Genomic DNA, 24,968 nt, shown 5'->3' with positions numbered 1-24,968 from the left:
GAAAAAGAAACGCAATATGTAATATAATTGAAAAAGTATATATTAAAATCAATGTTAATATTACCCTCCTATAAGTATTAACATACGTAATTGAGGTGTTTTCTTTGTTGTTTTATGATCGAATTTCTATAATGGCCCCTCCTGTTCCGTAGCTTAGGAAAATCTTTTTATTTCTGAGATTTTCAAAGTTATAGGAGGGTATGAAAAATGAAAAAAGTCTCAGTACCATCACTTTTGTTAATGATCATTCTTGTCGCATTTCCACAAATTAGTGAAACGATTTACACACCGTCTTTACCTGATATTTCAAAGGCGCTACATGTAAGTAATAATGAGGTACAGTTAACACTTAGTGTGTATTTTGCTGGATTTGCTTTAGGTGTATTTTTTATTGGATGGTTATCGGATATAATTGGCCGTCGCCCGGCAATGTTACTTGGAATTGTCGTATATGGCGTAGGGAGTTTCTTATGCTTTATTGCAAATTCCATTGAAGTTTTATTGGTAAGTCGTTTTATTCAAGCGTTTGGAGCAAGTGCTGGCTCTGTTGTGACACAAACGATTCTTCGTGAAAGTGTAGAAGGGCATAAGAGGCATGTTATGTTTGCTCAAATCTCGGCAGTCATTGCTTTTACACCAGCGATAGGACCGTTAATTGGTGGCTTTCTTGATCAAATGTTTGGATTTAAAATCGTATTTTTAAGTTTAGTAGTTATGAGTCTCGGAATTTTTCTGTATACGTTTGTTTCTCTTCCAGAAACAAAAACGGGTGCAGTAACGAATAAAATAAATGTGTTTTCAGTCTTAAAGAGGTTAATTACAAATCCAAAAGTAGTAACATACGGGTTATTAATTGGAGGAGCGAATGGTGTTTTGTTTAGCTATTATGCAGAAGCACCGTTTATCTTTATTGAATACTTTCAGTTATCGCCTAGTATGTATGGATTTTTAGGAATCGTTGTTGCTTCGGCTTCTATTATTGGAGCGAAAGTGTCGAAACGGTTGCTTGCTACTTATAAACCAGAGAAAATTATATATATCGGTTGTCTTGTAATGACAGGGGGAGCTATCCTTTTAACTGTTATTACTTCATTGGGATCAAATCCAAACATAATATATATGATTGGATTTTTACTAGCGATGTTTATATTGCTATTAGGGATTGGGATAGCGTTACCTAACTGTTTAAGTTTAGCATTAGTAGATTTTCAAGATGTTATTGGTACAGCCGGAGCATTGTTTAGCTTAGGGTACTATGTAATTGTAACGATGACAATCTGGGGAATGAGCCAGCTGCATACGGGCTCGTTACTGGTGATGCCACTTTATTTTCTGGTTATAGTAGTAATTATGATGGTGTTTACTAAATTTTTTATTTTAGGTAAACAAACTTCAAAAGCAATTTAAATATGAAATGGTAAAAGGGTCTCATTTTTAATGAGACTCTTTTATATTTTATTAAAATAGTTATAGGTATGAATATGTAATTAATGTTAAAATATAGAAAAGTTGTATAGTAATAGTTTTTTTGGGGGATAAAATATGTTAATGAATCTAGTATGTGCTCTACTAATCATTTCTGGTCTTACAATAGTTATACGAAAAACTTTTATTGTAAACCACTATCTTTGTAATTTAATGGCATTCTTTTGCGCTTATATGACAACATCTTCTTACGTATTAGAGAAACTTTCATTAACAAAAACTATATTGATACTATGTTTGTTGGTTATAACTCTTATACTTATATACTCACATTTTGATGTTAGAGGGCTAGCTTTTAATGATTATACAGTGTTTAATTTACCTTCTAACCAAGTGAATAGATTAGTGAAAGATGGGCTTACTGAAGCAAATATAGAATTTACTTTGGATAAAAATAATATATATTTATCAGGAACACCTGTTAAAATTCGAATATTGAATAGACCATTGCATACAACTAATATTTTATTTAGAAAATGCCCGGAGGATATACGAACAAAAATTAAAGATATTGTTGAGGGAAAGATAAAAGCTGAGGAGAAAAGTTTTCCGCTTTCCGGTGTATTGTTGATTGTTTTAAGTGTAGTTATATTTTTCTTAAAGTAGGAGATTTGATAACAGGATAAATAAGAGATGTAGAAGCTATTGACTTTGTAGTTTTACTAATATATTAAATTTATGCGTGATGTGTTAATTGCATGTGTAAGCAATTACAGTACAAACTATAAATAGTGAAGTATATGCAGTATGAAACCGAGGAAGAAATACTTTCCTCGGTTATTTATATTGTAATAATATTCATGCCGGAATCATATTGAATAGATGTATTTTATTGTTAATTTAGCTAAAAATTAATCAGACTTATGTATAATAATTTATCCCGTTTTAACGGGCAGTAAGACTCCCACCTTAAAATTCGGTTGGGACAAAGAAGCCAGGTGACAGATCAACTGCCATAAAAGTCCGATTGGTTCAACTAATAATCAGCGGAATAAACCCTCTCCACTGATTAAAGTTTCACTTTATCGAAAAAATAATTGAATTTTTCAGATTAATGAATTAATATAAGGTAAGTAATTTTAAGATTTATAGAATATTGGAAGATGAAAGGTTTTGAGAATTTTGTAAGAGGCAAAAAACGATTTTAGGATAGCTTTAAAGCTAGTGTAAAATGACGTTTGCTTCATCATTTTCAGGGCCGGAAGGAATTAGGGGAAAGCATCTTGTTTTAAAATGCGGCTATGAATCATCTAAGAGGGGGAAGTGAAGTGGCAAACAAAGAATTGAAAAGAGGCTTAGAAGCACGTCATATTCAAATGATTGCTTTAGGCGGAACGATTGGTGTTGGCTTGTTTATGGGGTCAGCCAGCACGATTAAATGGACAGGTCCGTCAGTAATGCTTGCGTATGCAATTGCAGGTGTTTTTATCTTCTTCATTATGCGTGCGATGGGTGAAATGTTGTATATGGAGCCGAGTACAGGTTCATTTGCGACGTTCGGTCATAAGTATATTCATCCGCTAGCTGGTTATATGACAGCGTGGAGTAATTGGTTCCAGTGGGTTATCGTTGGGATGTCAGAAATTATCGCGGTTGGAGCGTATATGAAATATTGGTTCCCGGATTTACCAGCTTGGATACCAGGTATAATTGCAATGGTTATTCTTGGCGCAGCCAACTTAGTTTCTGTTAAGTCATTTGGTGAATTTGAATTTTGGTTTGCGATGATTAAGATCGTTACGATTCTATTAATGATTATTGCCGGATTTGGACTTATTTTCTTTGGAATTGGTAACGGCGGAGAAGCGATTGGCATATCTAATCTTTGGTCAAATGGTGGTTTCTTTACAGGTGGTTTTTCAGGATTCTTCTTTGCATTATCACTTGTAGTTGGTGCATACCAAGGTGTGGAATTAATCGGTATTACTGCTGGTGAAGCGAAGAATCCGAAGAAGACACTTACAAAAGCGATTCAAAGTACAATTTGGCGTATTTTAATTTTCTATATTGGTGCTATTTTCGTTATTGTAACTGTGTATCCGTGGGATCAATTAAGTACAATTGGTAGTCCGTTCGTAGCAACTTTTGCGAAGGTTGGTATTACGGCAGCGGCTGGACTTATTAACTTCGTTGTGATTACAGCAGCAATGTCTGGTTGTAATAGTGGTATTTATAGTGCGGGACGTATGCTATATACGTTAGGTGTAAATGGACAAGCGCCGAAATATTTCACGAAACTTTCTGGAAATGGTGTACCATTATTTGGTACAGTGGGTGTAATTATCGGTTTAGCGGTTGGTGTTGTATTAAGTTATATTGCACCGAAAAACTTATTCGTATATGTATATAGTGCAAGTGTACTTCCTGGTATGGTACCATGGTTCGTCATTTTAATTAGTCAAATTAATTTTAGAAAAGCAAAAGGGGCAGAGATGAAAGATCATCCGTTCAAAATGCCATTTGCTCCTGTTACAAACTATTTAACAATTGCCTTTTTAATTATGGTATTAATCGGAATGTGGTTTAACGATGATACGCGCATTTCACTAGTTGTAGGTATTGTTTTCTTAGCTATCGTAACAATTAGTTTCTATGCTTTCGGAATAGGGAAGCGAAAGCCGTTAGACGTTCCAAATGATCAAGAGATTTCAAGTAAATAAAGATAGTAAAAAGTCCGATTTCTCATTTGGAAATCGGACTTTTTGTTATTAAAACTTTTCTAAAACGATTTTCCCAATTGTACTTCCGCTTTCAAGTAGGGCATGCGCTTTTTTTACATTTTCAGCGTTAATTGGTGTTAATGTTTCATTTAAAGTAGTCTTTAAAATACCTTCATCTATTAGTTCGCTTACTTTATTTAATAGTTCGTGCTGCGTAATCATATCGCCAGTTTCATACATCGCTTTTGTGAACATAAACTCCCAAACGAATGTAGCACTTTTACTTTTTAAAATCCCCATCTCAAGAGGGTGGTCATTTTCTACGATAGAGCAAATTTTTCCTTGTGGTTTAATGAGCTCACATATTGCTTGCCAATGTTGATCTGTATTGTTTAAGCAGAAAATATAATCTATATCTTTTAGTCCAAACGCTAATATTTGATCTTGTAAAGGTTGGTGATGGTTAACGATATGATCGGCACCACATTTTTCAACCCAGTGTATCGTTTCATTACGGGATGCAGTTGTGATTACATTCAGTCCAGCCCATTTTGCTAGTTGAATTGCAATCGAGCCAACACCACCAGCTCCACCGATAATTAAAATGTTTTTAAATGTATTTGTATCTTTCTTATTATAATCAATGCCTAAACGTTCAAATAAACCTTCCCAAGCTGTAATAGCTGTTAACGGAAGTGCTGCAGATTCAGCATCACTTAACGTTTTAGGTTTTTTACCAACAATTCTTTCATCAACTAAATGATATTCACTATATGTACCTTGTCTCGTAATGCTTCCAGCGTAAAACACTTCGTCGCCTTCTTTAAATAACGTACAACCTTCGCCCGTTTGTACGACTACACCAGTAGCATCCCAGCCAAGTATTTTCGCTACATCTTCTTTTTTATCTTTCGGAGAGCGAACTTTTGTATCAACTGGATTAATGGAAATAGCGTTAATTTTAACGAGTATATCTCTTCCTGTAGCAACAGGTCTTTCAACTTCAATATCAATTAAACTGTTTTCTTCTTCAATAGGTAAGTATTCATGTAAACCAATTGCTTTCATTTCTATTCCCTCCATTAAAGTAAGAGTTTTCTCTTTTATTATAGGGGGGAAAGATTGGTATGTAAAAAAGTACACTCGAATTATTTTTATGAACTTGGAAGTTATTTTAAATATTAAGTATATATGGTGTGTTTTAGATAGAAAACATTGCGAGGTGAATGGCTAATGAAAATGCAGTTAAGAAGAAGAGACTATTTTGTAGTAACGGGAATTATTATGATGTATCTTTTCATCGGTCACGTATTGGATATTAATATTTTAAAATTGATGACCATTCATAAAGATGGTTTTAGTGTTAGTTTCTTAGGGATTGCTATCTGTTATATTTCGATTGTTTTCGCATATTTTGCGATTCGGAAATTGAAAAATGGTAAGTAAAGCTTATATATAGTACAAAAAGTCATAAGCACTTCACACGTGCTCATGACTTTTTCGTTTAAATAATTTTTTTAAATAAGTTATAAACTTTTTTTGAACTATCTTCATTTAATTGATAGTACGTAAGGTTTACATCATCAGGAGTATCTTGCTGAGCAATCATTACTTCACTACTGTGATGATCAACTACCCAGATAAAATATTTTTTATAAGTCCCATCCTCGAAAGTAATCCACATATCACAATCTATTAAATCTGAACCTTCTTCATCTAATGTTAATTTGCCTTTTTTGGCGGTATTCATACTGTTAATAAACGTTTTTAATTCATCTGTTTTTGTGAGAAAGATATCTTTTTTTGTTTTAATTGACTCGACATGTATATCTTTTATTTCCTGTTTTCCTAAAAAAACAGAGGGCTCATTTGGATCTCTTTGAGTTGAAATGATAGTAGCTTTCTTCTTTGGTTTATTTGCTGTATAGAAATCTTGAATAGATTTTCCAGAGTTGAAAAACCATACGATACCAAAAATAATCAATGCGCTACCTAGCAGTAAAATGATTTTTTTAATAGAATATTCTCCTCTCTATTACTTCGTATGAAGAGCGTTTCTATTAATATATGATAGGTAAGCGTAAAGTATTATAGTTGAACTTGGTTATGCTTCACAGTTTTTATCGGACGATCCACGAGTAAATTGTAAGTGAGCCCGATTAGTACGAAAATGCCACCGACGACTTTGCCCATTGAGAGTTCGTGTGACAGGATGAAATCAATGATAGTCCCCGCAAATAATTGTCCAATAAAGATGAGTAACGTTAAATAAAATGCTGATATTTTAGGAGTAATATAGTTCGATAAAGAGATGACGATAACGCCTACTAATCCGCCTAAGTAAACAGCGATAGGAATAGACTGCAACGTATGAACAGGAATGTACATTGAATCTGAGCTGAAAATTAAAAATAACATAGAGAAAAATAATCCAGTAATATAATTAAAAAACGTGCCTTCCCAATTTCCGATTTTCGCTGCTAAATTCGCGTTAATAATTCTAGCAACAACGATAGAAACACCAGCTAAAATAGAGATAGTAATATATAACATTTTCTTGCCTCCATTAATAAATTGTCATGATTATAATTCCGGAAGAGATGAAACATAATCCAATTAGTTTTTTCTTTTCAAACTTTGCAACTTTCATTCCTAATAAGCCGAAATGGTCAATAACGATGGAAGCAATAGATTGACCGAGTAAACTTAATGCGATCGTAATAGAGGCACCGAGGACGGAGAAACTAATATTATTAAAAAGAACAGTGAATACTCCAATCGCTCCAGCGCTATATAGAAAAAGTGGAATACCTTTTTCGAAACGAATTTTATTTTTGTTTATAATTAAAACGAAAATAACTGCAATTAAACCGACAAGGTGAATGACAACGCTCGCTGTGTACTTGCCAATTAACTCAGATAAAATCCCATTCAATGGCAGCATAACGGCGATGAGCACACCAATAAAGACAGAAAGAAAGTTATACAATGTAATATCCCCTTTAATTTTCATATTTGTAATGACTGTATCATGCTGAAATTGTGTATTACTATGACATATGTCATAGTAGAGAAAGAAAATTTTCATTACAATGGGGATGAGTTGTAAAGGCGGGGGAACTATGAAGAAAGTATGTAATTCTATTAAATTAGCAGAGTATATGAGACAAAATAATATTGCCTCTTTTTTTAGTAATGATATGAATCCGTATATGGAACTTATATTTTTTAAAAAGAATGAGTTTATTTGTAGAGAAAATGAAGAGATAGATTATTTATATTTTTTCGTTGAAGGAAAAGCGAAGGCATTTAATACATTAAGTAATGGGAAATCTGTATTATTATGCTTTTATGATAGTTTGCAGCTATTAGGGGATGTGGAGTTAATTCATTCTCAAAAGACAGCTTCAAACGTACAAGTGATGGCAGATTCATATTGTGTTGGTTTGCCTTTAGGGAAAGTGAGAAATCAACTATTTCATGATGCGAAATTTTTACGATGTATTTGCGGATCGTTAGCACATAAGTTAAATCGACTTTCAAAAAATAGTACAATTAATTTATTATATCCACTTGAAAATAGACTGGCGAGTTACATGTTAGCAGCGGGGGAACGAGCGGTGCAGCACGGAAATCGAATTGTATTTAGTGGGAATTTAACAGAAACAGCTGAATTGTTAGGAACGAGTTATCGGCATCTATTACGTACATTAAATATTTTTTGTGATAAAGAGATTATAAAGAAGAACAATGGTTGCTTTGAAGTAGTGAATGTGGATGTTTTGAGGGAATTGGCGGCAGATGTTTATAAATAGGAGGAGATTATAAATGATTACACCTATATTTAGAATTTTTGATGTTGAAAAAGCAAAGCTATTTTATTTAGATTTTTTAGGGTTTAAACTGGATTGGGAACATCGGTATGAGGAACATATGCCATTATATATGCAAATTTCGTTACACGATGCTGTAATACATTTATCAGAACATCATGGGGATGCTTCGCCAGGCGGTGCGATTCGGGTCAAAATAGGTAATGTAGAGGATTATCATTCTATATTATTGAATAAAGAATATGCTTATTCAAAACCTGATATAGAGAGCACGCCGTGGGATACAATGGAATTAACTGTGATTGATCCGTTTTTGAATAGAATTATATTTTATGAGGAGAAGGTTTAGAAATTAAGATATCCTAAATAATTTATCAAAGTAGGTGCTACAATGAATAGGAAAATAGCAATCATTTCAGATATTCATGGAAATAGTCACGCATTAAAAGTAGTATTAGAAGATATTGAATGTCGCAAGGTCGAAATGATAATAAATTTAGGGGATAGTGTGTATGGGCCATTAGATCCTTTAGGGACAATTGAAATATTAATGAATACTGAGATGATACATATTAAGGGCAATTGTGATCGCATGCTTTGGGAACCTATACAAGAGCAGTCTGCTACACTAACTTTTGTTCGAAATCAATTAACAGAAAATCATATAGATTGGTTAAAACAACATCCTTCACAATGTATTGTAGACGATACTTTATTTTGTCATGGTACGCCAACTTCAGATGAGGTGTATTTACTAGAAGAGATGGACGAGAATGGTGCAGTATTAAAGAGTGAAAAAAATATAATGGATCAACTCCAAAATATAGAACAAAAAATAATAGTATGCGGTCATACGCATATTCCTAGAGTTGTTTATTTGGCAAACGGTAAGATAGTTATAAATCCAGGGAGTGTAGGACTTTCTGCATACAAAGATGAATTACCTGTTGTACATAAAATGGAGTCGGGAACCCCGCATGCAAAATATGTAGTGATAGAAGAGGTTTTTGGGGAATGGATAATTGAACAAATTTCAGTTCCTTATAATTGGGAAGAAGCTGCTGGGTTAGCTATTCAACAGGAAAGGCATGACTGGGCACAAGCACTAAAGACTGGGAAAGTAGAATGAAGGGGAGTATACCCCCTTTTATTTTGAGTAAATATTGAATGATGTAAAAATAAAATTATGATTATAAAAATGCATGAATATATGAACAAATATTCATGCGTTTAATGGAAGGAGGGATTAGAGTGAAAGACCTAATTATTATCGGAGCTGGTCAAGCTGGATTAACAATGGGATATTACTTGAAGCAAGAAGGATATAATTTTTTATTATTTGAGGCAGGACACCAAATTGGGGATTCATGGAGAAACAGATATGATTCTTTACAGCTCTTCACACCGAGGGAATATAGTAGTTTACCAGGTATGATAGTAAAAGGAGAAGGAAAGGGATTTCCATGTAAAGATGAAATGGCAACATATTTAGAAGAATATGCAAGGCGCTTTAAATTACCCGTCCAATTGCAAACCGAAGTTTTAAAAATAAAGAAAGAAAAAGATATATTCGAATTACATACTCCTACAGAAATTTTACAATCAAAAAAGGTTGTTATCGCAACAGGTGGTTTTCAGCAACCATACATCCCCTCATTTTCACAACATCTTTCATCGCATGTTTTTCAAATACATTCATCTCAATATAAATCACCATCACAAATTCCTAAAGGAAAAGTACTAGTAGTAGGTGGCGGGAATTCCGGAATGCAAATTGCAGTAGAACTTGCAAAAACTCATGAAGTTACAATGTCTATCAGTCATCCTTTAACATTTTTACCGTTACATCTTTTTAGGAAAAGCATTTTTAGTTGGTTAGAAAAATTGGGTTTATTGTACGCTGAATTAAATACAAAGAGGGGAAAGTGGTTTAAGAAGAGAAAGGATCCTATTTTGGGTTTTGAAGGTAAAGAACTTATTCGTAGTGGAGCAATTAAACTAGAGGAAAAAGTGGTTAGTGCATCAGAAAATAATATTATGTTTGAAAATGGTGGCACGTATAGTGCAGAAAGCATTATATGGTCAACTGGTTTTATTCAAAACTATAAATGGATCGAAATAGAAAAGGCAGTGAATGAGAATGGATTTCCTAATCATGTAAGAGGAATAAGTCCAGTAAAAGGATTATATTATATCGGTTTACCGTGGCAATCTCAAAGAGGCTCTGCACTTATTTGTGGTGTAGGAAAGGATGCAGCGTATTTATTTTCTGAAATCAAAAAATAGATCAGTAGCAGCGACTACTGATCATCCATATGTACATGAATTAGGAGAGGTCAAACATTTATTAAATTTATTATAATAGATTTTCTTGATAATAAAAACTGAAAATTCTAATTTTGTGTTGAGAAAGTTTTTTGTATCGAAATATATAAAAGAATAGGGATTTTTAGTAAAAGGAAATATGATATTTATATTTTAATAAATTGTGATATAGTTTATAAAGAATATATTACCTAAAATGTTATTTTATTACATAGTAATCGCGCTTTGGATTAAGGAAGGGGGAAATGGTTGTGAAGTTTGATGATCAACGCCTACTAGGAGTAAGATTAGGATCTGTACTCGTAACAGAGGAAAATCAATATTTAGTAATAAAGAAAAAAGATCATTATGCATTATTAAATATACATAATTTAGAATGCACACATGTTGAAGTGCAGCTAGAACATATTGAAGAAATGTTGCAGGAAGATATCCAAGAAAGTATAACGGAGATTATTGCACCAGAACATATAAAAATTGTTGCGAAAAATATTATATAAAGAAAGAAGCTGGAAGGAACAGCTTCTTTCTTTTCATTATAAGGATAACGTTTTTAACACTTCACCAATAATCCCTTCCATTTGATGAACACCTACGTCAGTGTTCGTCATAATAATGGCACCATTACCTCGGTATGGATAGCATACTAGCATACATTGAAATCCTACGCCCCATCCAAGTGAATACATTTGTAAGCCTTCGTTAAAATCATCTAGAAAGATACCTAATCCAGTCCATTTTGAGCAACCTTGAGGAGAAAGCATATCTTGTATTAATTTTTGAGAAAGTTTTAGTTTGCCCTTTCCTTGTAAGGAATGAATGATTTCGATAACTAAAGCTGATAAGTCTGTTGGTGTTGTCCAAATACCTGAAGCAGCTGCGAATGGATAAAATGGATACTTCTCATTTGTAACGGTGCCATCTTTATTATGCCCACAAGCAAAGGCCGCCATTTTATTTATATCTACCGTAGAGAATACTGTACTATTCTTTAGCTGGAGTGGCTGAAAGATATATTCTTCAAGTAAAAGATTGAATGGTTTTCCAGTTATATCTTCCAGTAGTAGTTCAATAATACAAAAGTTTGCATCAGAGTAGTGAAATTTGCTTTCTGGCTTATAAGTTATTTCTATCGGTACTGGGCAATATGGTGTTTTACCGGCAAGGACTTCAGACAAGTTTGGTCGCCCTTGTGCAAGTGTATAATGTTCAAAACTATTAGGAGGATCAATAATTCCAGATTTGTGACTTAATAAATTTCGCAGGGTGACTTTTTTATGTGAGGTAAATAGGTTGGTAGGTATGTTCCAAGATGTGAGTCTATCATTTACGTCTTCATCTAAATGCACGATTTCTTGATCTGATAACGTTAGTACGAGCATTGTAGTGATGAATTTGCTAATAGAACAAGAATTGAATATAGAATCCGTAGTGACAGTTTTAGTTGTTCCAGATTCAAGTGTTCCGAAAGCAGCCGCTTCGTCTAGTTTGCCATCACGTATAATGGCAAGGCTTAAACCTGCAACGGAATATTGGCTCATTTTCTCGTATATATTGTTACTTTTTAAGTTCATAGTGACTCCTTTCTTGAAAAAACGGAATATTAATTTTATTATACATTGTAAATCTATGGAAGGTGATGTGGATGGGATTAAAAATTAGTTTTAGTATAGGGGAAGAGAATAAAAGAAAACACCTCATCATTTTTGATGAAGTGCCCTCTGTTATTTTGCAGAAATTCGCATTATAAGCTGAAGTAATTTATCTCTATACATGTACATTAGCCATAGAGTTGATATGTAGGAAATAAGTGCTCCTTTGTTTTCGACAGGCGCATTGAAAACAAGCCAGCCAACGATATCAAATAATAAATGTAGTGCAATTGAAAGAACTACAAATTGTAGTAATGTCTTAAAAAATCTTTTCATAAAGTGTCCCCCTAAAATAAAAGGTTTTATCAACAGTGTTGTATATTACTATTATACATTAAATGTGTTTCGTGGTAAAATTTACATAAGTTAGTGAAATAAAACAAATGAAAGTTAATGAGGAGGAATAGTCATGGAATTTTGGATGATCATACCGATAGCGGTCTTTGGGTTTATTTATATCGTTGAAAAATTAAATAGAATCGAAAAGAAAACGGATGCACGTTTAAAGAGGATGGAAGATAGATTACAGCTAATTTCGAAAGAAATGGGAATTATAGATAGAGAACCTGAAATTAATAAAGAGTTGCGTCAGCTTATGGAAGAAGGAAAAACAGTTACAGCAGTTAAGAGAGTAAGAGAGGCTTTTGGTTTTTCCTTATTAGAAGCGAAGCAATATGTCGATAAATTATAAAAAAGATCATCCATTTAGGTGATCTTTTTTCATTGCACCATGCGTGTATTTACATAGGCAGCTATTATAACGTGTCCAATTATAATGATAGGAAATACGATTTTGGCATTAGGAGTAGTGAAGACACTACCAATTGTGGCAATAACACCGGCAGTTAAATTATAAAGACCAACTATTTTTGATAACTTAACTTTATCTGGCACACGGCGTTCATTGAATCCTGATAAGAGCCAAGTGTATTGTTTTACTCCGATGAAATAAGCTAATGCAAATGAAATGATTGCTAGTATGAATAATGATGGAGAAGCGAAGAGAGTCATTAAAAACACCTCCGTTAAAGGGCTGTAAATAAATTATAGTATGAATGTTATAATTTAACAAAATAGATTTTAAGTGTAATAGTAAAATGGATTATTTACCATGAAGGGAGATTAAGTATGAATATTGTGGAATTCCAGAGATATGTATTAAATTTTAGTAAAGAAAAAGGATTTCAAGATACAACGATTGAAGAGCGAACGATGTATGCGATGGCGGAATTAGGTGAATTAGCGGAAGTGATATTAAAGCGTGATAAAATACAAGATTCGAAAAGAGAGATTGGTTTAGAAATGTTTGATGTAATTTGGAATGTATGTGATTTAGCAAACAAATTAGAAATTGATTTAGAGAAGGCATTCGAAGAAAAAATGATGATTAATAAAAAACGTGAATGGTAAGTGGAATATGAATGTGTAAAGATGGAGGATACGAATGAAAAAGAAGCTTATTATAGGAGGAGTCTTTACCTTAATTAGTGTAATGAGTGTTTTCGCTTACTTAGTTTTTCAAGGCATATTTATTCCGAATCAAATAAGTGCGGATAAGTATGAAATAAAAGGTGTAGATGTTGCGTCATATCAAGGAGATATAGATTGGAGAGAGTTGGAAAAGCAAAATATGAAGTTTGCGTTTATAAAGGCTACTGAAGGAAGCGCGTTTGTGGATAAATACTTTTCGAAAAATTGGACGAATGGGAATAAGACAGGTATGCGCATCGGAGCGTATCATTTTTTTAGTTTTGATAGTAAGGGTGAAACACAAGCAGAGCAATATATACGAACTGTTCCAAAAACTAAACAAGGATTGCCACCCGTAATTGATGTTGAGTTTTATGCTAATAAAAAAGATAACCCACCTAAGCGTGAAGATGTTGTGAAAGAGTTGTCGGTCATGATTGAAATGCTAGAAAAACATTACGGTAAGAAAGTAATATTGTATGCAACTCAAGAAGCATATGATTTGTATATAAAGGATGCGTATCCTCAATGTGATATATGGATTCGTAGTGTTTTTACAAAACCGAGTTTATCAGATGAGAGAAAATGGACGTTTTGGCAATACACGAACCGTGGGAGGTTAAATGGTTATAATGGAAAAGAGAAGTATATTGATTTGAATGTATTTTATGGGAACGAGGAAGAGTTTGAGAATTATGGAATCAAAGGTTGAATTTTAAAGCGTACAAAATTTTGTACGCTTTTTATTAATGGTATGAAAAATATGTAAGAAAAGATGGAACAAACATTTGAGATGAATTGTCTAATATAGGTAATAACTATTTCGTTTGAAGGAAAGGGTGGAGAAAATGAAAAAAAATACACTATTAAAATTAGGGGTATGTGTTAGTTTACTAGGAGCAACTCAATTTATTAGTACAATTTCTTCTGTACAAGCGGAACAAAAGCTAGAGCAAAAAATAATAAAGAATGAGACAGGAACTATTTCAATTTCTCAGTTAAACAAAAATGTATGGGTTCATACGGAGTTAGGTTATTTTAACGGAGAAGCAGTTCCTTCGAACGGTCTAGTTCTTATTACTTCTAAAGGGTTAGTACTTGTTGATTCTTCTTGGGATGATAAGTTAACGAAGGAATTAATAGAGATGGTAGAAAAGAAATTTAAGAAACGGGTAACGGATGTCATTATTACACATGCGCACGCTGATCGAATTGGAGGAATAAAAACGTTGAAAGAAAGAGGCATTAAAGCGCATAGTACAGCACTAACTGCAGAACTAGCAAAGAAAAATGGATATGAAGAACCACTTGGAGACTTACAAACCATTACAAATTGGAAGTTTGGAAATATGAAAGTAGAAACGTTTTATCCGTGGAAAGGACATACAGAAGATAATATTGTCGTATGGTTACCGCAATACAACATTTTAGCTGGAGGTTGTTTAGTAAAGTCTGCGTCTGCAAAAGATTTAGGAAACGTTGCTGATTCCTATGTAAATGAATGGTCCATATCGATTGAGAATGTGCTGAAGCGATATGGAAATATAAATTCAGTAGTACCTGGTCATGGGGATGTAGGGGATAGAGGATTACTTTTACATACATTGGATTTGTTGAAATAAAAAAGCGAGGAGAAACAAATTTCTCCTCGCTTTCTTCTAACTATATTTAAATGCGAAGCCTGCATACGTTACTGAGATTTTAATTCCAAGTATACAAACACCAGTACTGTCATAATTGCGATAACAACGTAAGTAGCATCAAGCATTATAAGTGTTTTTAAAGTTTCAGTCATCCTCATTCACCCCTGATATGAAAATATAACATAATCTCTTATCAATTAAATCAGAGATTATAAAGATAACAATGTACATGAAATTTATTAAGTAGATTCTATATAAATATATCATATAAATAATGTAAACAATGTTAAGATAATGTAAATGTATTGTAAAGAAAGGGGCGGTTCATCATGTTTATAAACTATTTATCCCGCTTTAATGGGCAGTAAGACCCCCACCTCAAAATTCAGCGAAAGCAAAGAAGTTAGGTGGGGGATCAACTGTCCATAAAAGTCCGATTGGTTCAACTAATAATCAGTGGGGAATGCCCCCCCCCACTGATTAAAGTTTCACTTTATTTGGAAATGCTATGTATCTCCCCGTGTCCCGGATAGAACACAGTTATAACATGTGAAAAATAGATTCATTTTGATAAATCAATCACGATGCTAGTTGTTACTACATTTTCCTCTATTACTTCTACCTGTACTTGTTCATCGTTTCTCCAATTGATATTGAAGTTATCTGTCGTATACATTTCCTTAAGAGTGACCTCTTTAAATTTTTCTAAAATGCTACCTCTTTTCCCATAATAGATTCTTACAGTTGAACTGGGACTTGGTCCTTTTGATTTCATTGTTTCTCTAAGCTCGATAATATTTATTAAATTTGGAGATTCACTTTTTTGAAAGGTAAAGGAACTGACCACTTTTTGTATCTTTTTAAAAACAGGGCCATTGGATTTATTTGATATGTCAAATTCCACAACTTCAGGTACGGATTCTTTTCCTCGTAGCGTTATCGTTGCTTCATAATCGTTTTTCCAATCTACGAAAACGTTTGAGGAATCGAGACGTTCTCCCTCATTTGCAATATTTATGTCAAAATGTTCCCATAAGCCGTATTTAATTCTGACAGAAGAGGAACCAAGAGAAGAGTCTGAATCTATTTTTACTACTTTAATCGTATTTTTATTATTTGGAGAATGACTTTTTTTAAGTGTAATGTCCTGTAAATACAAAATGTAAAAAAAGCAGCCTACTACTAAAATAATTGGAATTACAATACGTAGGGCAGTAATTGGACGTCCTCGTGTCGTTTTTTTCTTAATGCTTTTACTATTTTGTTCAAGTTCTTTTTCAATACTCGTTTGAACCGTTACTTTTGGCGGGCGAATAAGCCACCAAATGAAAGCTATAAGTAGTAAGAAAAGAGGTATTCCTTGAATAAAGAAAAAACCTTTCCAAAAATCTAGTCTCGTACTATACGGTGAATCTGTTGCCATCACCCCTATAAAAAGTGCTACTGGACTTGCAAGTATATTTATCCCTAAACCGATCAATACGAATGAAAGATTTTTATTCCTAATTTTTCGTGACCCAGCCATAATAAACAGAAATACTGCAATACCGAGTATAAGAAACAGTATTCCGTAAAAAAACATCATATATACCATATTATCCCTCCATACCTTTAATTGTACCATCAGTAAGGAAAATTTTGTGAAGTGTTAGATGGATATGATATTTGCATTCCTTAAAAGTGTGCCGATATATGATGCAAATAAATAATCATTTTCAAGTATGAATACCAGAAGACAGTAAAAATATTATGTCGACAATGTGAACTGTCACCAATTTATATATATTATTGTGATTGATATCACATCCTTTTATCTAACCAGATATTATGCTTAGTTTGTAAGGAATGATTGGGAGAGGGTGGGATGATCATGTTTTGTTATCAATGCGAACAAACGCCAACAGGCGGATGTAAAGTAATCGGTGTTTGCGGTAAAAATGAAACAATAGCAAGTTTACAAGATACGATTGTGTTTGGGTTAAAAGGAATTGCTGCTTATCGTACGCATGCTGCTCAGCTAGGGTATACGGATGCTTTTGTAGATGCTACGACGCAAGAAGCACTGTATATGACATTAACCAATTCTAACTTTAATGAACAAGAACATATTGATATGGCTATGAAAGTAGGGAAATCGGCTTTACGAGTAATGGAGTTGTTAGATGAGGCGCATACGAATCACTTTGGTGTTCCAGAGCCTGTTCAAATTACACAAAACCATGTAGAAGGTAAAGCAATTGTAGTTACTGGTCATAATTTATTTGCGTTAGAAGAATTATTAAAACAAACAGAAGGAAAAGAAATTAATATTTATACGCATTCTGAAATGTTACCAGCACACGGTTATCCGCAGCTGAAAAAATATAAGCATTTAAAAGGAAACATTGGTAAGGCATGGTATGATCAACGACGTCTTTTTGAAAAATTTACAGGTGCCATATTAGCGACAACGAACTGTGTTATGCCAATTAAAGGATCCTACTCTGATCGATTCTTTTCATATGATATTGCAGGTTTAGAGGGTGTACAAAAAATTGAAAATGATGATTTCACGCCGTTGATTCAAAAAGCGCTAGAACTTCCAGAAGTACATATGGAGTCGGATGAACAGTTAGTAACAGGCTTTCATCATAATACAGTATTATCATTAGCTCCGGAAATTATTGAGGCAGTAAAAGAAGGAAAGATTAAGCGTTTCTTTGTCATCGCAGGTTGTGATGCTCCAGGAAAAGGCGGAGAATATTATCGTGAATTAGCAACGTCACTTCCGCCAGAAACAGTTATTTTAACGACTTCTTGCGGCAAATTCCGCTTTAATGATGTGGATTACGGTGTTGTACCTGGTACAGAGATTCCGCGTTACATTGATTTAGGACAATGCAATAATTCAATTTCTACAGTGAAAATAGCAGCAGCTTTAGCAGATGCTTTCCAATGTGAAGTGAATGAATTACCAGTAAGTATTGTCCTATCATGGTTTGAACAAAAAGCGGTTGCGATTTTACTTGGGCTATTTAGTCTTGGCATTCAAGATATTCGTATCGGTCCAAAGGCGCCTGAATTTATTTCACCTGGCGTGCTGGATGTATTACAAGAAACATTCGGTTTAAAACTAATTACAACTGCAGCAGAAGATATGGATATGATGTTATCGTAACAAAAGGGTGATCTGTCTTATTAAGAAGAGCTAGCCTATAGCGCCCCCAAACAAAAATGTAAAATTTTTGTTTGGGGTATTTTTTTTTCTTCGCGGGATAGGTAATAGTTGATTTTAGAAAAATATAAAAATCGAGTTGACATTTACAACTACTCAGTCATACAATGTAGAAGTAATAGGTGATACTGAGTAGAGTTGTTTCTCAAAATGTTTTCAGTAAACAATAGCTAAGAGCGGATTTTAGAAAAATTTTGAAAATCAGTTGACATCTACCGCTACTTAGTCATACAATATAGTTGTAATAAGTAATACTGAATAGTATGGTTTTACTCAAAATCTATTCAGTAAAAATTCGCCTTAGTACTCTGTGATACTGAATATAAGTCAGACAGAATAGGGGGTAAAGGAGGATCAGGACATGGAAAATTTAACTGAAATGCTGAAAGGTTCACTGGAAGGGTGTGTGCTGGAAATCATTAGCCGCCGAGAAACGTATGGCTATGAGATTACTCGCCATCTGAATGATCTTGGATTTACCGAAGTTGTGGAAGGAACGGTTTATACCATCCTCGTACGATTAGAAAAGAAAAAGCTTGTGAATATTGAAAAGAAACCATCAGATATGGGACCGCCTCGTAAGTTTTATTCATTAAATGAGGATGGCCGTCAGGAGCTTGAACTGTTTTGGAAAAAATGGGATTTTGTATCTTCAAAAATTAACGTCTTGAAGTCAAACTAGCCTCATAATATAAAATGTTCCGGCTCATATTTGGAGAGTTTCTTGTTCTGCTTTATAAAAAAGGAGGAAAATAAAATGTTGGAAATGTTTAAAAAATTAATCGGTGATAAAAAAGAATACAAAATGATGATGGCACGTGTTGGAGCACTGCCAGAGGATTATCAGTTTGTGTTTAAGAAAATTCAAAACTACATGTGGAATTTCTCAGCGGGTAATGGGATGGATATGCTGCACATACAGTATGAATTAATCGATTTGTTTGAAGCTGGTGCAGCGGAAGGCAGACAAGTACTTGATATTACTGGGGAGGACGTAGCATCCTTTGCTGACGAACTAGTGGCAAACGCTAAAACGTATGTCTCCAAGTATCGTGAAGATTTGAATGAAAGTATTATGAAGAAATTGAGAAAAAAATAAATGCAATTAGTAATACCGACTGATTAGCTGGTTACAAATGTGAATTGCCGCCATCGCTATTCAGTTATATTTTTAAACCGCTACTAAGTAACACAGATTATCAGTGATACTAAATAGAGGGTATAGGTAACCTATTTTAATAAGGGGGAAAAAATATGAGCAGCGCAGTGATTTCTATAACAGGGTTAAAAAAATCTTTTAAAGATAAAGAAGTCTTAAAGGGAGTGGATTTTGAGGTGCAGCGTGGGGAAATTTTCGCGCTGCTAGGCTCAAACGGGGCGGGAAAGACGACAACGGTCAATATCCTTTCGACGCTAATGAAGCAAGATGATGGTGAAGTGAGTATTTGCGGTTTTGACGTCCAGCGACAACCAGATTATGTTCGTCAAAGTATCAGTTTGACAGGACAGTTCGCAGCTTTAGACGGTATGCTTACTGGAAGGGAAAACTTGATAATGATCGCTAAGTTACGTGGTGTTTCTAGTCCCGCACAAGTTGCTGATAATCTACTTGTAAGATTTAGCCTGACTGATGCGGCCAACCAGAGGGCAGACCAGTATTCAGGCGGGATGAAGCGCCGACTTGATATCGCGATGAGTTTGATTGGGGCGCCAGCAGTTATTTTTCTAGACGAACCAACGACTGGACTTGATCCGGAAGCGCGGATCGAAGTGTGGGATACAGTTAAGGAACTTGCCGGCAGCGGCACAACGATCTTGCTCACAACGCAATACTTGGAGGAAGCAGAACAACTGGCTGACCGTATCGCTATTTTGCATGGTGGAAAAATTATTACGACAGGTACTCTTACTGAACTGAAAGAGATGTTCCCACCAGCAAAAGTAGAGTATATCGAGAAGCAGCCAACATTGGAAGAAATTTTCCTTGCGATTATCGGTAAAAAGGAGGAGATGTAAATGAAAAGCAAAACAGGGGTATTACTAGGGCGCTTAATGCGTAATATTATGCGAAGTCCGGATACAATTATTACAGTAGCGATTACACCGATTATGATGATGCTATTATTTGTTTACGTATTTGGCGGGGCTATAAAGACAGGAACGGATAACTACGTGAATTATTTATTGCCAGGAATTTTGCTAATGGCTATCGCATCAGGTGTGGCTTACACTTCTGTACGATTATTTACGGATGTAAAGAGTGGGTTAATGGCGCGTTTCATTACGATGCCCATTAAGCGCTCATCGATATTGTGGGCTCACGTTTTAACTTCTCTTGTTGCTAATGTGCTTACTATCGTGGTGGTTATTCTTGTTGCGCTCTTAATGGGCTTTCGTTCCAGTGCTAATATGCTAGAATGGCTTGCAGTAGCTGGGATACTAGGAACGTTTACGCTAGCGCTCACATGGCTAGCTATCATTCCAGGGCTGAAAGCGAAGTCTATGGAAGGGGCGACAGCGTACTCGTACCCACTCGTTTTTCTTCCATTTATTAGTTCAGCCTTCGTACCTACTGAAACGATGCCAAAAATTGTTCGTGTGTTCGCTGAGAATCAACCTGTAACTTCAATCGTGAATGCAATTCGTGCCCTATTATATGAAGGGACTGTTGGTAATGATATTTGGATTGCACTCGCTTGGTGCGTAGGCATCATGATCATCTCTTACTTTTTCGCAAGTAAAGCATTTAAACGTCAGTTAGGGTAAGTGAATTAAGTCATCCGAAATTATATATATTTTTGAAAAAGCACGGGAGATTTTCCGTGCTTTTATTATGTATTGTGCTCTCATGGTAAAAAATATGGGCAACTGGTAACAATTTAAACTCAATATTTTTGGGTTTAAGCGATCACTGCTTATGGAGAATATAAACATAACCGCTCTTGCAAATCGTATAATACCTCTTCAGGTATTTCCTTGATTGTAATATCTTTCCCTAGGAAAAGTAGCCAATTTGTTATCTCTGTCACTTCATCGAAATTGTGAACATCGATAAATGTTTTTAAAATGGCTGTAGATTGGTAAGGGTTTGTGTAAGATATTGAAACTTTGAAAGGGTGGTATTTTTTGAACTGGGCAATCGCTTTTGGTCCTAGTTCAAGTACAAGGTTAATTGCTTCGTCCTTCTTACTGAGCTTTTCTAAAATCTTTTTCTTATTTAATCTCTTTTTCGGCGTGTACGGTTCAATATTGATGACGTCATCGACAGGAAACATCAGCTTCTTTTCTTCTTTTAAGTCAAATCCCTCAAGGATCCAATGGCTTTTTTCTTGATAAAGGTGTAATAGGTAAATTGGATAAGACTTGATTTCTTCTTCTTTGACAGTAATCAATAAATGTCTATCCGAAAGAAGGATTTGAATGAGTTTTTCTAACATAGGATGGGGGAGGTCAGAAAGCTCAAGTAGATCGGGATTATGAGGGTTAGTCCCTTCAAAAAGCAAGATTTGATTTAAAAGAACAAGGTCATCTTGCTGAGTTTCGGAGATGAGTCCTAGTAGTTTTTCGGCTAATGATTGGCGACTCTTTAGATAGGGAAGTTGTTGATTTCTTGTAGCCATAAAGGCAATAAAAAGAGCTTTGACTTCATTATCAGTAAAGCGAACAACGGGCAGGATAGAGTTATGCATAACAAAATATCCACCAGTTCTTCCAACTTCAGCGACAAGTGGCATGCCCATAGCTTCAATTTCTCTAATATCTCTAATAGCTGTCGATCGTGATATGTTAAATTCTCGCATGATTTCAGTAATTGTAAAGTGGGAGCGGTTGTTGATATACCGCATAATTGTATTAATCCGTTCAACTTTTTTCATTGGAGTCTCCTAAACAGTATCATTTTTTGACATGATTTAAAGATATTATAAACGTATCAGATGAAAAGATAAATCATTTGATTCATTTAAAAAAAAGGAAGGTTTTGAATATGAAAAATTATACGATTGAAGAAAAAGATAGCTTTATTGTGTTAGGTATTGGAACTGAAATTAAGAGTGACTATACAGACTTTGCTGGGATCAATAAAGAAAAGGAAGAATTTTGGGCGGCTGTTAAAGAAGATGGAAGGCTGAATACTTTAAAAGCTTTGGCTACAAACGAATATATTTTTTCTGTAAGCGAAGCGGTGAATAACAAAATGATGTATTATGCTGGTGTCATGACAGAGGCACAAATAGAAGAAGAGTCTAGAGTGATCCAGTTTCCGAAGGGAGAATATTTAGTAGTGAAAGGAGAAGACAAAACGGCTGAAGCGCTAAGTAATAAGCTGACTGGCATCGCCTTCGGTCAAGCTTTACAAGAAGCAAAAGATTTTGCTTATGTTGGTGGGCCAAATACAACGGTTGAGATGGGACAGAGAGACGGCTTAATATTTGGTGAAATGTGGATTCCAGTTGTTAGGAAGTAAAGTGATAAAAGGTATGAATATGGAAAGTAGAGGCTAACAATATTGAATTGTTGGTCTTTTTGACATGAATAAAATATTCATATGCTGCTTCACATGATGTTCTGGTAAAATGGAATAAAAGGGAATTATTGTAAGGTGGTGGCGGAGTGAATATAAAAAGGCTATTTGAGCTATTCACACAGTAACATGGTTTTTCTATCATGCCTTTCGAGAGGACTCCCACCTCTAAACGTAAGTGAAGGTGGTGAGGTGAATCGAAAGAAATATTTTATTTTCAAGAAAATAGCGGGAATGTACGTTCTCTTTTTGCTATAATATCCTTAACAAGGAGGTGAATAAAATGACAAAGGAAAATCCATCAAACTATAAGACTCTTCAAATTTGGATTAAAAAAGGGCATCGTATGTATTCTTATTTTCAAGAATCTTGTCATAATGCTAAGAATATGTACAACATCACAAACTTTTATATACGCCAGGTGTACACTGGATTAACACAAGAAAAAGAGTTGCAGCCTTTGCAAAAAGAAGTTCTGGATCATATTCATAAAAATATTGGTAAGATGAATGACACACAACTTCTTGCCTATCAGAAGAAATTGGAAAAAGAGAAATTAAAGCCTAAAGAAGAACAGAAAGAGATTACATGTAATTTGTTTTCAGAACCTAATTTTGAAAAACCTTATGTAGATTACAACTTTCTAGATGCACTATTTAAGGCTATGATTCAAAATGATTATCGAGCTTTGCCTACGCAATGTAGCCAGTCAATCATGAAAGGTTTGTTCCAAAATTGGAAATCTTTTTTTGCTAGTTTAAAAGACTATAAAAAGAATCCAAACAAATATGCTAGACCGCCTAGAATTCCAAAGTATATTCGTTCTTCTGAAAAAGAGATTCTGTATACAAACCAAGATTGCATCATTAAAAACGGTAGATTTTTAAAGTTTCCAAAGACGAAATTGCAATTAAATATTGGGAAACTAGGTTTCACTGAAGGTAAACTGAAACAAGTTCGTGTGATTCCAAAATACAATGAATATGTAGTGGAATTGGTAATTGATGTTCCTTCTGAACAACAAATGATTGAAGAGAATGCTCGTTATATGAGTATTGATTTAGGTATTGATAACCTTGCAACCATCGTAACAAACACAGGTATGAAACCTGTCCTTGTTAAGGGCAAACATGTCAAAAGCATAAATCAATATTACAACAAAATGAAGAGTCATTTTACAAGCATTCTTAGAAATGGAAAACAAACGAATGAAGGACCTTTTACTTCTAAAAGGATAGAAAAACTTCATCAAAAACGTTACTTGAAAATAAAAGACGTCTTCCATAAAGTTAGTCACCACATCGTAAAACTAGCTCAAGAAGAAGAAGTTTGTAAAATCGTTATTGGTCAAAACAAAAGTTGGAAACAAGAAACGAATATGGGAAAAAGAAATAACCAATCATTTTGTCATATCCCGTATAATTTACTGATTCAAATGATTACATACAAAGCAAATGCTGTAGGCATTCAAGTTGTTGTAACTGAAGAATCATATACATCGAAAGCAAGTTTTCTGGATAACGACTTCATTCCAACGTATGGAGAAAATGACCAAAATACAACTTTTTCAGGAAAACGAATAAAGCGCGGCATATATCGTTCAGCAAATAAAACTTTAATTCATGCAGATGTAAATGCTGCGGCTAACATTTTACGAAAAGTAATCCCAAATGCATGGACAAATGGGATAGAGGGGTTAAGCGTGAAACAGCTCGCTAATGTGTTAACTCCCCTGACGTTAATCGTCCGTTAGGTCGAAACGTTAGAAACCCCCACTTCAAGCTTTGCTAAGTGGGGGAGTGTTCATTCCTTCATGTAAGCACATTTACTAATGAAAAATTTAACGATAAATTGGGATCCTTTACTTTCATTGTGCTACTTCTTATGCTTTCTATTTACACTGCATTTATAGAAAAGTATTTTGATGATATACAAAAGTGGATTCGAAATATCACATTTTGTTTTGCTTTGTTAGTAGTAGTTTTAGTAGCTCTATGGATAGGTTATTTTTAAATCTCTCTTTAAGAGAAGGAGAAGTATGTAATTACAATACATTCGATCCGATATTATTACTTAGCTGCATTGGCTTATATTAATCTTTTCTCTACTCAATCATGATAAAATGTACAATAGGAAATTTTATGTAACATGAAGGGGGAAGGTT

At 34.3% G+C, this 24,968-nt stretch carries 30 protein-coding genes; 21 read left to right on the top strand and 9 right to left on the bottom strand.

The features are described 5' to 3' along the window. Positions 1–207: 207 nt before the first annotated feature. From ACTFOB_RS09070 to ACTFOB_RS09060, 3 genes are all read left to right on the top strand, one after another. Positions 208–1,407 carry a multidrug effflux MFS transporter gene (locus ACTFOB_RS09070; protein ID WP_440025770.1) on the top strand — a complete coding sequence of 400 codons (1,200 nt, stop codon included), beginning with the start codon at positions 208–210 and terminating at the stop codon, positions 1,405–1,407. A 135-nt stretch (positions 1,408–1,542) separates the two neighbouring features. Further along, a complete protein-coding gene (locus ACTFOB_RS09065; RefSeq protein ID WP_440025772.1) occupies positions 1,543–2,091 on the top strand; it encodes a hypothetical protein in 549 nt (182 codons plus the stop codon). Positions 2,092–2,753: 662 nt separating this feature from the next. Next, the gene (locus ACTFOB_RS09060) at positions 2,754–4,145 is read left to right on the top strand and encodes an amino acid permease (RefSeq protein WP_440025852.1); all 1,392 of its coding nucleotides are present in this window, start codon (positions 2,754–2,756) and stop codon (positions 4,143–4,145) included. Between the two features lie 48 nt (positions 4,146–4,193). Here ACTFOB_RS09060 and ACTFOB_RS09055 read toward each other — a convergent pair whose 3' ends face one another. After that, a complete protein-coding gene (locus ACTFOB_RS09055; protein WP_440025773.1) occupies positions 4,194–5,213 on the bottom strand; it encodes a zinc-binding alcohol dehydrogenase family protein in 1,020 nt (339 codons plus the stop codon). Positions 5,214–5,378: 165 nt separating this feature from the next. Here ACTFOB_RS09055 and ACTFOB_RS09050 point away from each other — a divergent pair, with 165 nt between their 5' ends. Then, positions 5,379–5,591, top strand: coding sequence for a hypothetical protein (locus ACTFOB_RS09050; protein WP_440025775.1), 213 nt, complete (start codon positions 5,379–5,381; stop codon positions 5,589–5,591). Between the two features lie 58 nt (positions 5,592–5,649). Here ACTFOB_RS09050 and ACTFOB_RS09045 read toward each other — a convergent pair whose 3' ends face one another. From ACTFOB_RS09045 to ACTFOB_RS09035, 3 genes are all read right to left on the bottom strand, one after another. Next, positions 5,650–6,144 (bottom strand): hypothetical protein, encoded by a 495-nt coding sequence (locus tag ACTFOB_RS09045; protein WP_440025853.1) that lies wholly within the window; start codon positions 6,142–6,144, stop codon positions 5,650–5,652. An 89-nt stretch (positions 6,145–6,233) separates the two neighbouring features. Beyond that, entirely contained in the window at positions 6,234–6,698 is a 465-nt protein-coding gene (locus ACTFOB_RS09040) for a DMT family transporter (protein WP_440025777.1), read from the bottom strand. 13 nt (positions 6,699–6,711) lie between these two features. Continuing rightward, a complete protein-coding gene (locus ACTFOB_RS09035) occupies positions 6,712–7,158 on the bottom strand; it encodes a DMT family transporter (RefSeq protein WP_151634425.1) in 447 nt (148 codons plus the stop codon). A gap of 109 nt (positions 7,159–7,267) precedes the next feature. Here ACTFOB_RS09035 and yeiL point away from each other — a divergent pair, with 109 nt between their 5' ends. From yeiL to ACTFOB_RS09010, 5 genes are all read left to right on the top strand, one after another. Next, positions 7,268–7,960, top strand: coding sequence for a transcriptional regulator YeiL (gene yeiL, locus ACTFOB_RS09030; RefSeq protein ID WP_440025780.1), 693 nt, complete (start codon positions 7,268–7,270; stop codon positions 7,958–7,960). A 13-nt stretch (positions 7,961–7,973) separates the two neighbouring features. After that, the gene (locus ACTFOB_RS09025) at positions 7,974–8,327 is read left to right on the top strand and encodes a glyoxalase superfamily protein (RefSeq protein WP_440025781.1); all 354 of its coding nucleotides are present in this window, start codon (positions 7,974–7,976) and stop codon (positions 8,325–8,327) included. A gap of 42 nt (positions 8,328–8,369) precedes the next feature. Further along, entirely contained in the window at positions 8,370–9,107 is a 738-nt protein-coding gene (locus ACTFOB_RS09020) for a metallophosphoesterase family protein (protein ID WP_440025783.1), read from the top strand. A gap of 122 nt (positions 9,108–9,229) precedes the next feature. Continuing rightward, positions 9,230–10,264, top strand: a complete 1,035-nt coding sequence (locus ACTFOB_RS09015; protein ID WP_440025785.1) for a flavin-containing monooxygenase — start codon at positions 9,230–9,232, stop codon at positions 10,262–10,264. A 290-nt stretch (positions 10,265–10,554) separates the two neighbouring features. Further along, a complete protein-coding gene (locus ACTFOB_RS09010) occupies positions 10,555–10,803 on the top strand; it encodes a hypothetical protein (protein WP_440025787.1) in 249 nt (82 codons plus the stop codon). Between the two features lie 36 nt (positions 10,804–10,839). Here ACTFOB_RS09010 and ACTFOB_RS09005 read toward each other — a convergent pair whose 3' ends face one another. Together ACTFOB_RS09005 and ACTFOB_RS09000 are read right to left on the bottom strand one after the other, a co-directional pair. Beyond that, complete coding sequence (locus ACTFOB_RS09005) at positions 10,840–11,877, bottom strand: serine hydrolase domain-containing protein (RefSeq protein WP_440025789.1); 1,038 nt, start codon at positions 11,875–11,877, stop codon at positions 10,840–10,842. A gap of 150 nt (positions 11,878–12,027) precedes the next feature. Continuing rightward, on the bottom strand, positions 12,028–12,231 hold the full coding sequence (locus tag ACTFOB_RS09000) for a hypothetical protein (protein WP_440025791.1): 204 nt from the start codon (positions 12,229–12,231) through the stop codon (positions 12,028–12,030). 133 nt (positions 12,232–12,364) lie between these two features. Here ACTFOB_RS09000 and ACTFOB_RS08995 point away from each other — a divergent pair, with 133 nt between their 5' ends. Further along, the gene (locus ACTFOB_RS08995; RefSeq protein ID WP_087984092.1) at positions 12,365–12,646 is read left to right on the top strand and encodes a hypothetical protein; all 282 of its coding nucleotides are present in this window, start codon (positions 12,365–12,367) and stop codon (positions 12,644–12,646) included. 29 nt (positions 12,647–12,675) lie between these two features. Here the strand turns inward: ACTFOB_RS08995 and ACTFOB_RS08990 are convergent, their stop codons facing one another. Further along, positions 12,676–12,966, bottom strand: coding sequence for a DUF3784 domain-containing protein (locus ACTFOB_RS08990; RefSeq protein WP_440025792.1), 291 nt, complete (start codon positions 12,964–12,966; stop codon positions 12,676–12,678). A 117-nt stretch (positions 12,967–13,083) separates the two neighbouring features. On the opposite strand from ACTFOB_RS08990, the gene ACTFOB_RS08985 reads away from it, so the two are divergent. The 3 genes from ACTFOB_RS08985 (at position 13,084) to bla2 (ending at position 15,047) form a co-directional block, all read left to right on the top strand. Continuing rightward, positions 13,084–13,365, top strand: a complete 282-nt coding sequence (locus tag ACTFOB_RS08985; protein WP_002137547.1) for a MazG nucleotide pyrophosphohydrolase domain-containing protein — start codon at positions 13,084–13,086, stop codon at positions 13,363–13,365. Positions 13,366–13,399: 34 nt separating this feature from the next. Next, positions 13,400–14,137: a glycoside hydrolase family 25 protein gene (locus ACTFOB_RS08980; RefSeq protein WP_440025793.1), complete on the top strand. Its 738-nt coding sequence runs from the start codon at positions 13,400–13,402 to the stop codon at positions 14,135–14,137. Positions 14,138–14,273: 136 nt separating this feature from the next. Further along, the gene (gene bla2, locus ACTFOB_RS08975) at positions 14,274–15,047 is read left to right on the top strand and encodes a BcII family subclass B1 metallo-beta-lactamase (protein WP_440025795.1); all 774 of its coding nucleotides are present in this window, start codon (positions 14,274–14,276) and stop codon (positions 15,045–15,047) included. A 583-nt stretch (positions 15,048–15,630) separates the two neighbouring features. Here bla2 and ACTFOB_RS08970 read toward each other — a convergent pair. Continuing rightward, entirely contained in the window at positions 15,631–16,662 is a 1,032-nt protein-coding gene (locus ACTFOB_RS08970; protein WP_440025797.1) for a hypothetical protein, read from the bottom strand. Positions 16,663–16,938: 276 nt separating this feature from the next. On the opposite strand from ACTFOB_RS08970, the gene hcp reads away from it, so the two are divergent. From hcp to ACTFOB_RS08945, 5 genes are all read left to right on the top strand, one after another. Then, on the top strand, positions 16,939–18,225 hold the full coding sequence (hcp, locus tag ACTFOB_RS08965) for a hydroxylamine reductase (protein WP_440025799.1): 1,287 nt from the start codon (positions 16,939–16,941) through the stop codon (positions 18,223–18,225). Positions 18,226–18,643: 418 nt separating this feature from the next. Then, positions 18,644–18,964 carry a PadR family transcriptional regulator gene (locus ACTFOB_RS08960; RefSeq protein ID WP_000429486.1) on the top strand — a complete coding sequence of 107 codons (321 nt, stop codon included), beginning with the start codon at positions 18,644–18,646 and terminating at the stop codon, positions 18,962–18,964. A gap of 75 nt (positions 18,965–19,039) precedes the next feature. Next, positions 19,040–19,381, top strand: coding sequence for a DUF1048 domain-containing protein (locus tag ACTFOB_RS08955; RefSeq protein ID WP_000891990.1), 342 nt, complete (start codon positions 19,040–19,042; stop codon positions 19,379–19,381). A 155-nt stretch (positions 19,382–19,536) separates the two neighbouring features. After that, positions 19,537–20,298 (top strand): ABC transporter ATP-binding protein, encoded by a 762-nt coding sequence (locus ACTFOB_RS08950; RefSeq protein WP_440025801.1) that lies wholly within the window; start codon positions 19,537–19,539, stop codon positions 20,296–20,298. Continuing rightward, positions 20,299–21,048, top strand: a complete 750-nt coding sequence (locus ACTFOB_RS08945; protein WP_440025803.1) for an ABC transporter permease — start codon at positions 20,299–20,301, stop codon at positions 21,046–21,048. Between the two features lie 149 nt (positions 21,049–21,197). On the opposite strand, the gene ACTFOB_RS08940 is transcribed toward ACTFOB_RS08945, so the two are convergent. Further along, positions 21,198–22,157 carry a helix-turn-helix transcriptional regulator gene (locus ACTFOB_RS08940; protein WP_440025805.1) on the bottom strand — a complete coding sequence of 320 codons (960 nt, stop codon included), beginning with the start codon at positions 22,155–22,157 and terminating at the stop codon, positions 21,198–21,200. 110 nt (positions 22,158–22,267) lie between these two features. Here ACTFOB_RS08940 and ACTFOB_RS08935 point away from each other — a divergent pair, with 110 nt between their 5' ends. The 3 genes from ACTFOB_RS08935 to ACTFOB_RS08925 all read left to right on the top strand — a co-directional run bounded on the left by ACTFOB_RS08935 (position 22,268) and on the right by ACTFOB_RS08925 (position 24,817). Next, positions 22,268–22,747, top strand: coding sequence for a GyrI-like domain-containing protein (locus ACTFOB_RS08935; protein WP_440025807.1), 480 nt, complete (start codon positions 22,268–22,270; stop codon positions 22,745–22,747). Positions 22,748–23,087: 340 nt separating this feature from the next. Then, on the top strand, positions 23,088–24,557 hold the full coding sequence (locus ACTFOB_RS08930) for an RNA-guided endonuclease InsQ/TnpB family protein (RefSeq protein WP_440025809.1): 1,470 nt from the start codon (positions 23,088–23,090) through the stop codon (positions 24,555–24,557). Positions 24,558–24,595: 38 nt separating this feature from the next. Next, entirely contained in the window at positions 24,596–24,817 is a 222-nt protein-coding gene (locus ACTFOB_RS08925) for a DUF3963 domain-containing protein (RefSeq protein WP_185914621.1), read from the top strand. Positions 24,818–24,968 lie beyond the last annotated feature (151 nt).

Origin of the sequence: Bacillus cereus group sp. MYBK79-1 (assembly GCF_051915365.1) — a bacterium.
In the GTDB taxonomy this organism is placed as follows: domain Bacteria; phylum Bacillota; class Bacilli; order Bacillales; family Bacillaceae_G; genus Bacillus_A.
Note: the sequence above shows the minus strand (reverse complement) of the source record. Positions and strands in the feature narration are given on the sequence as shown.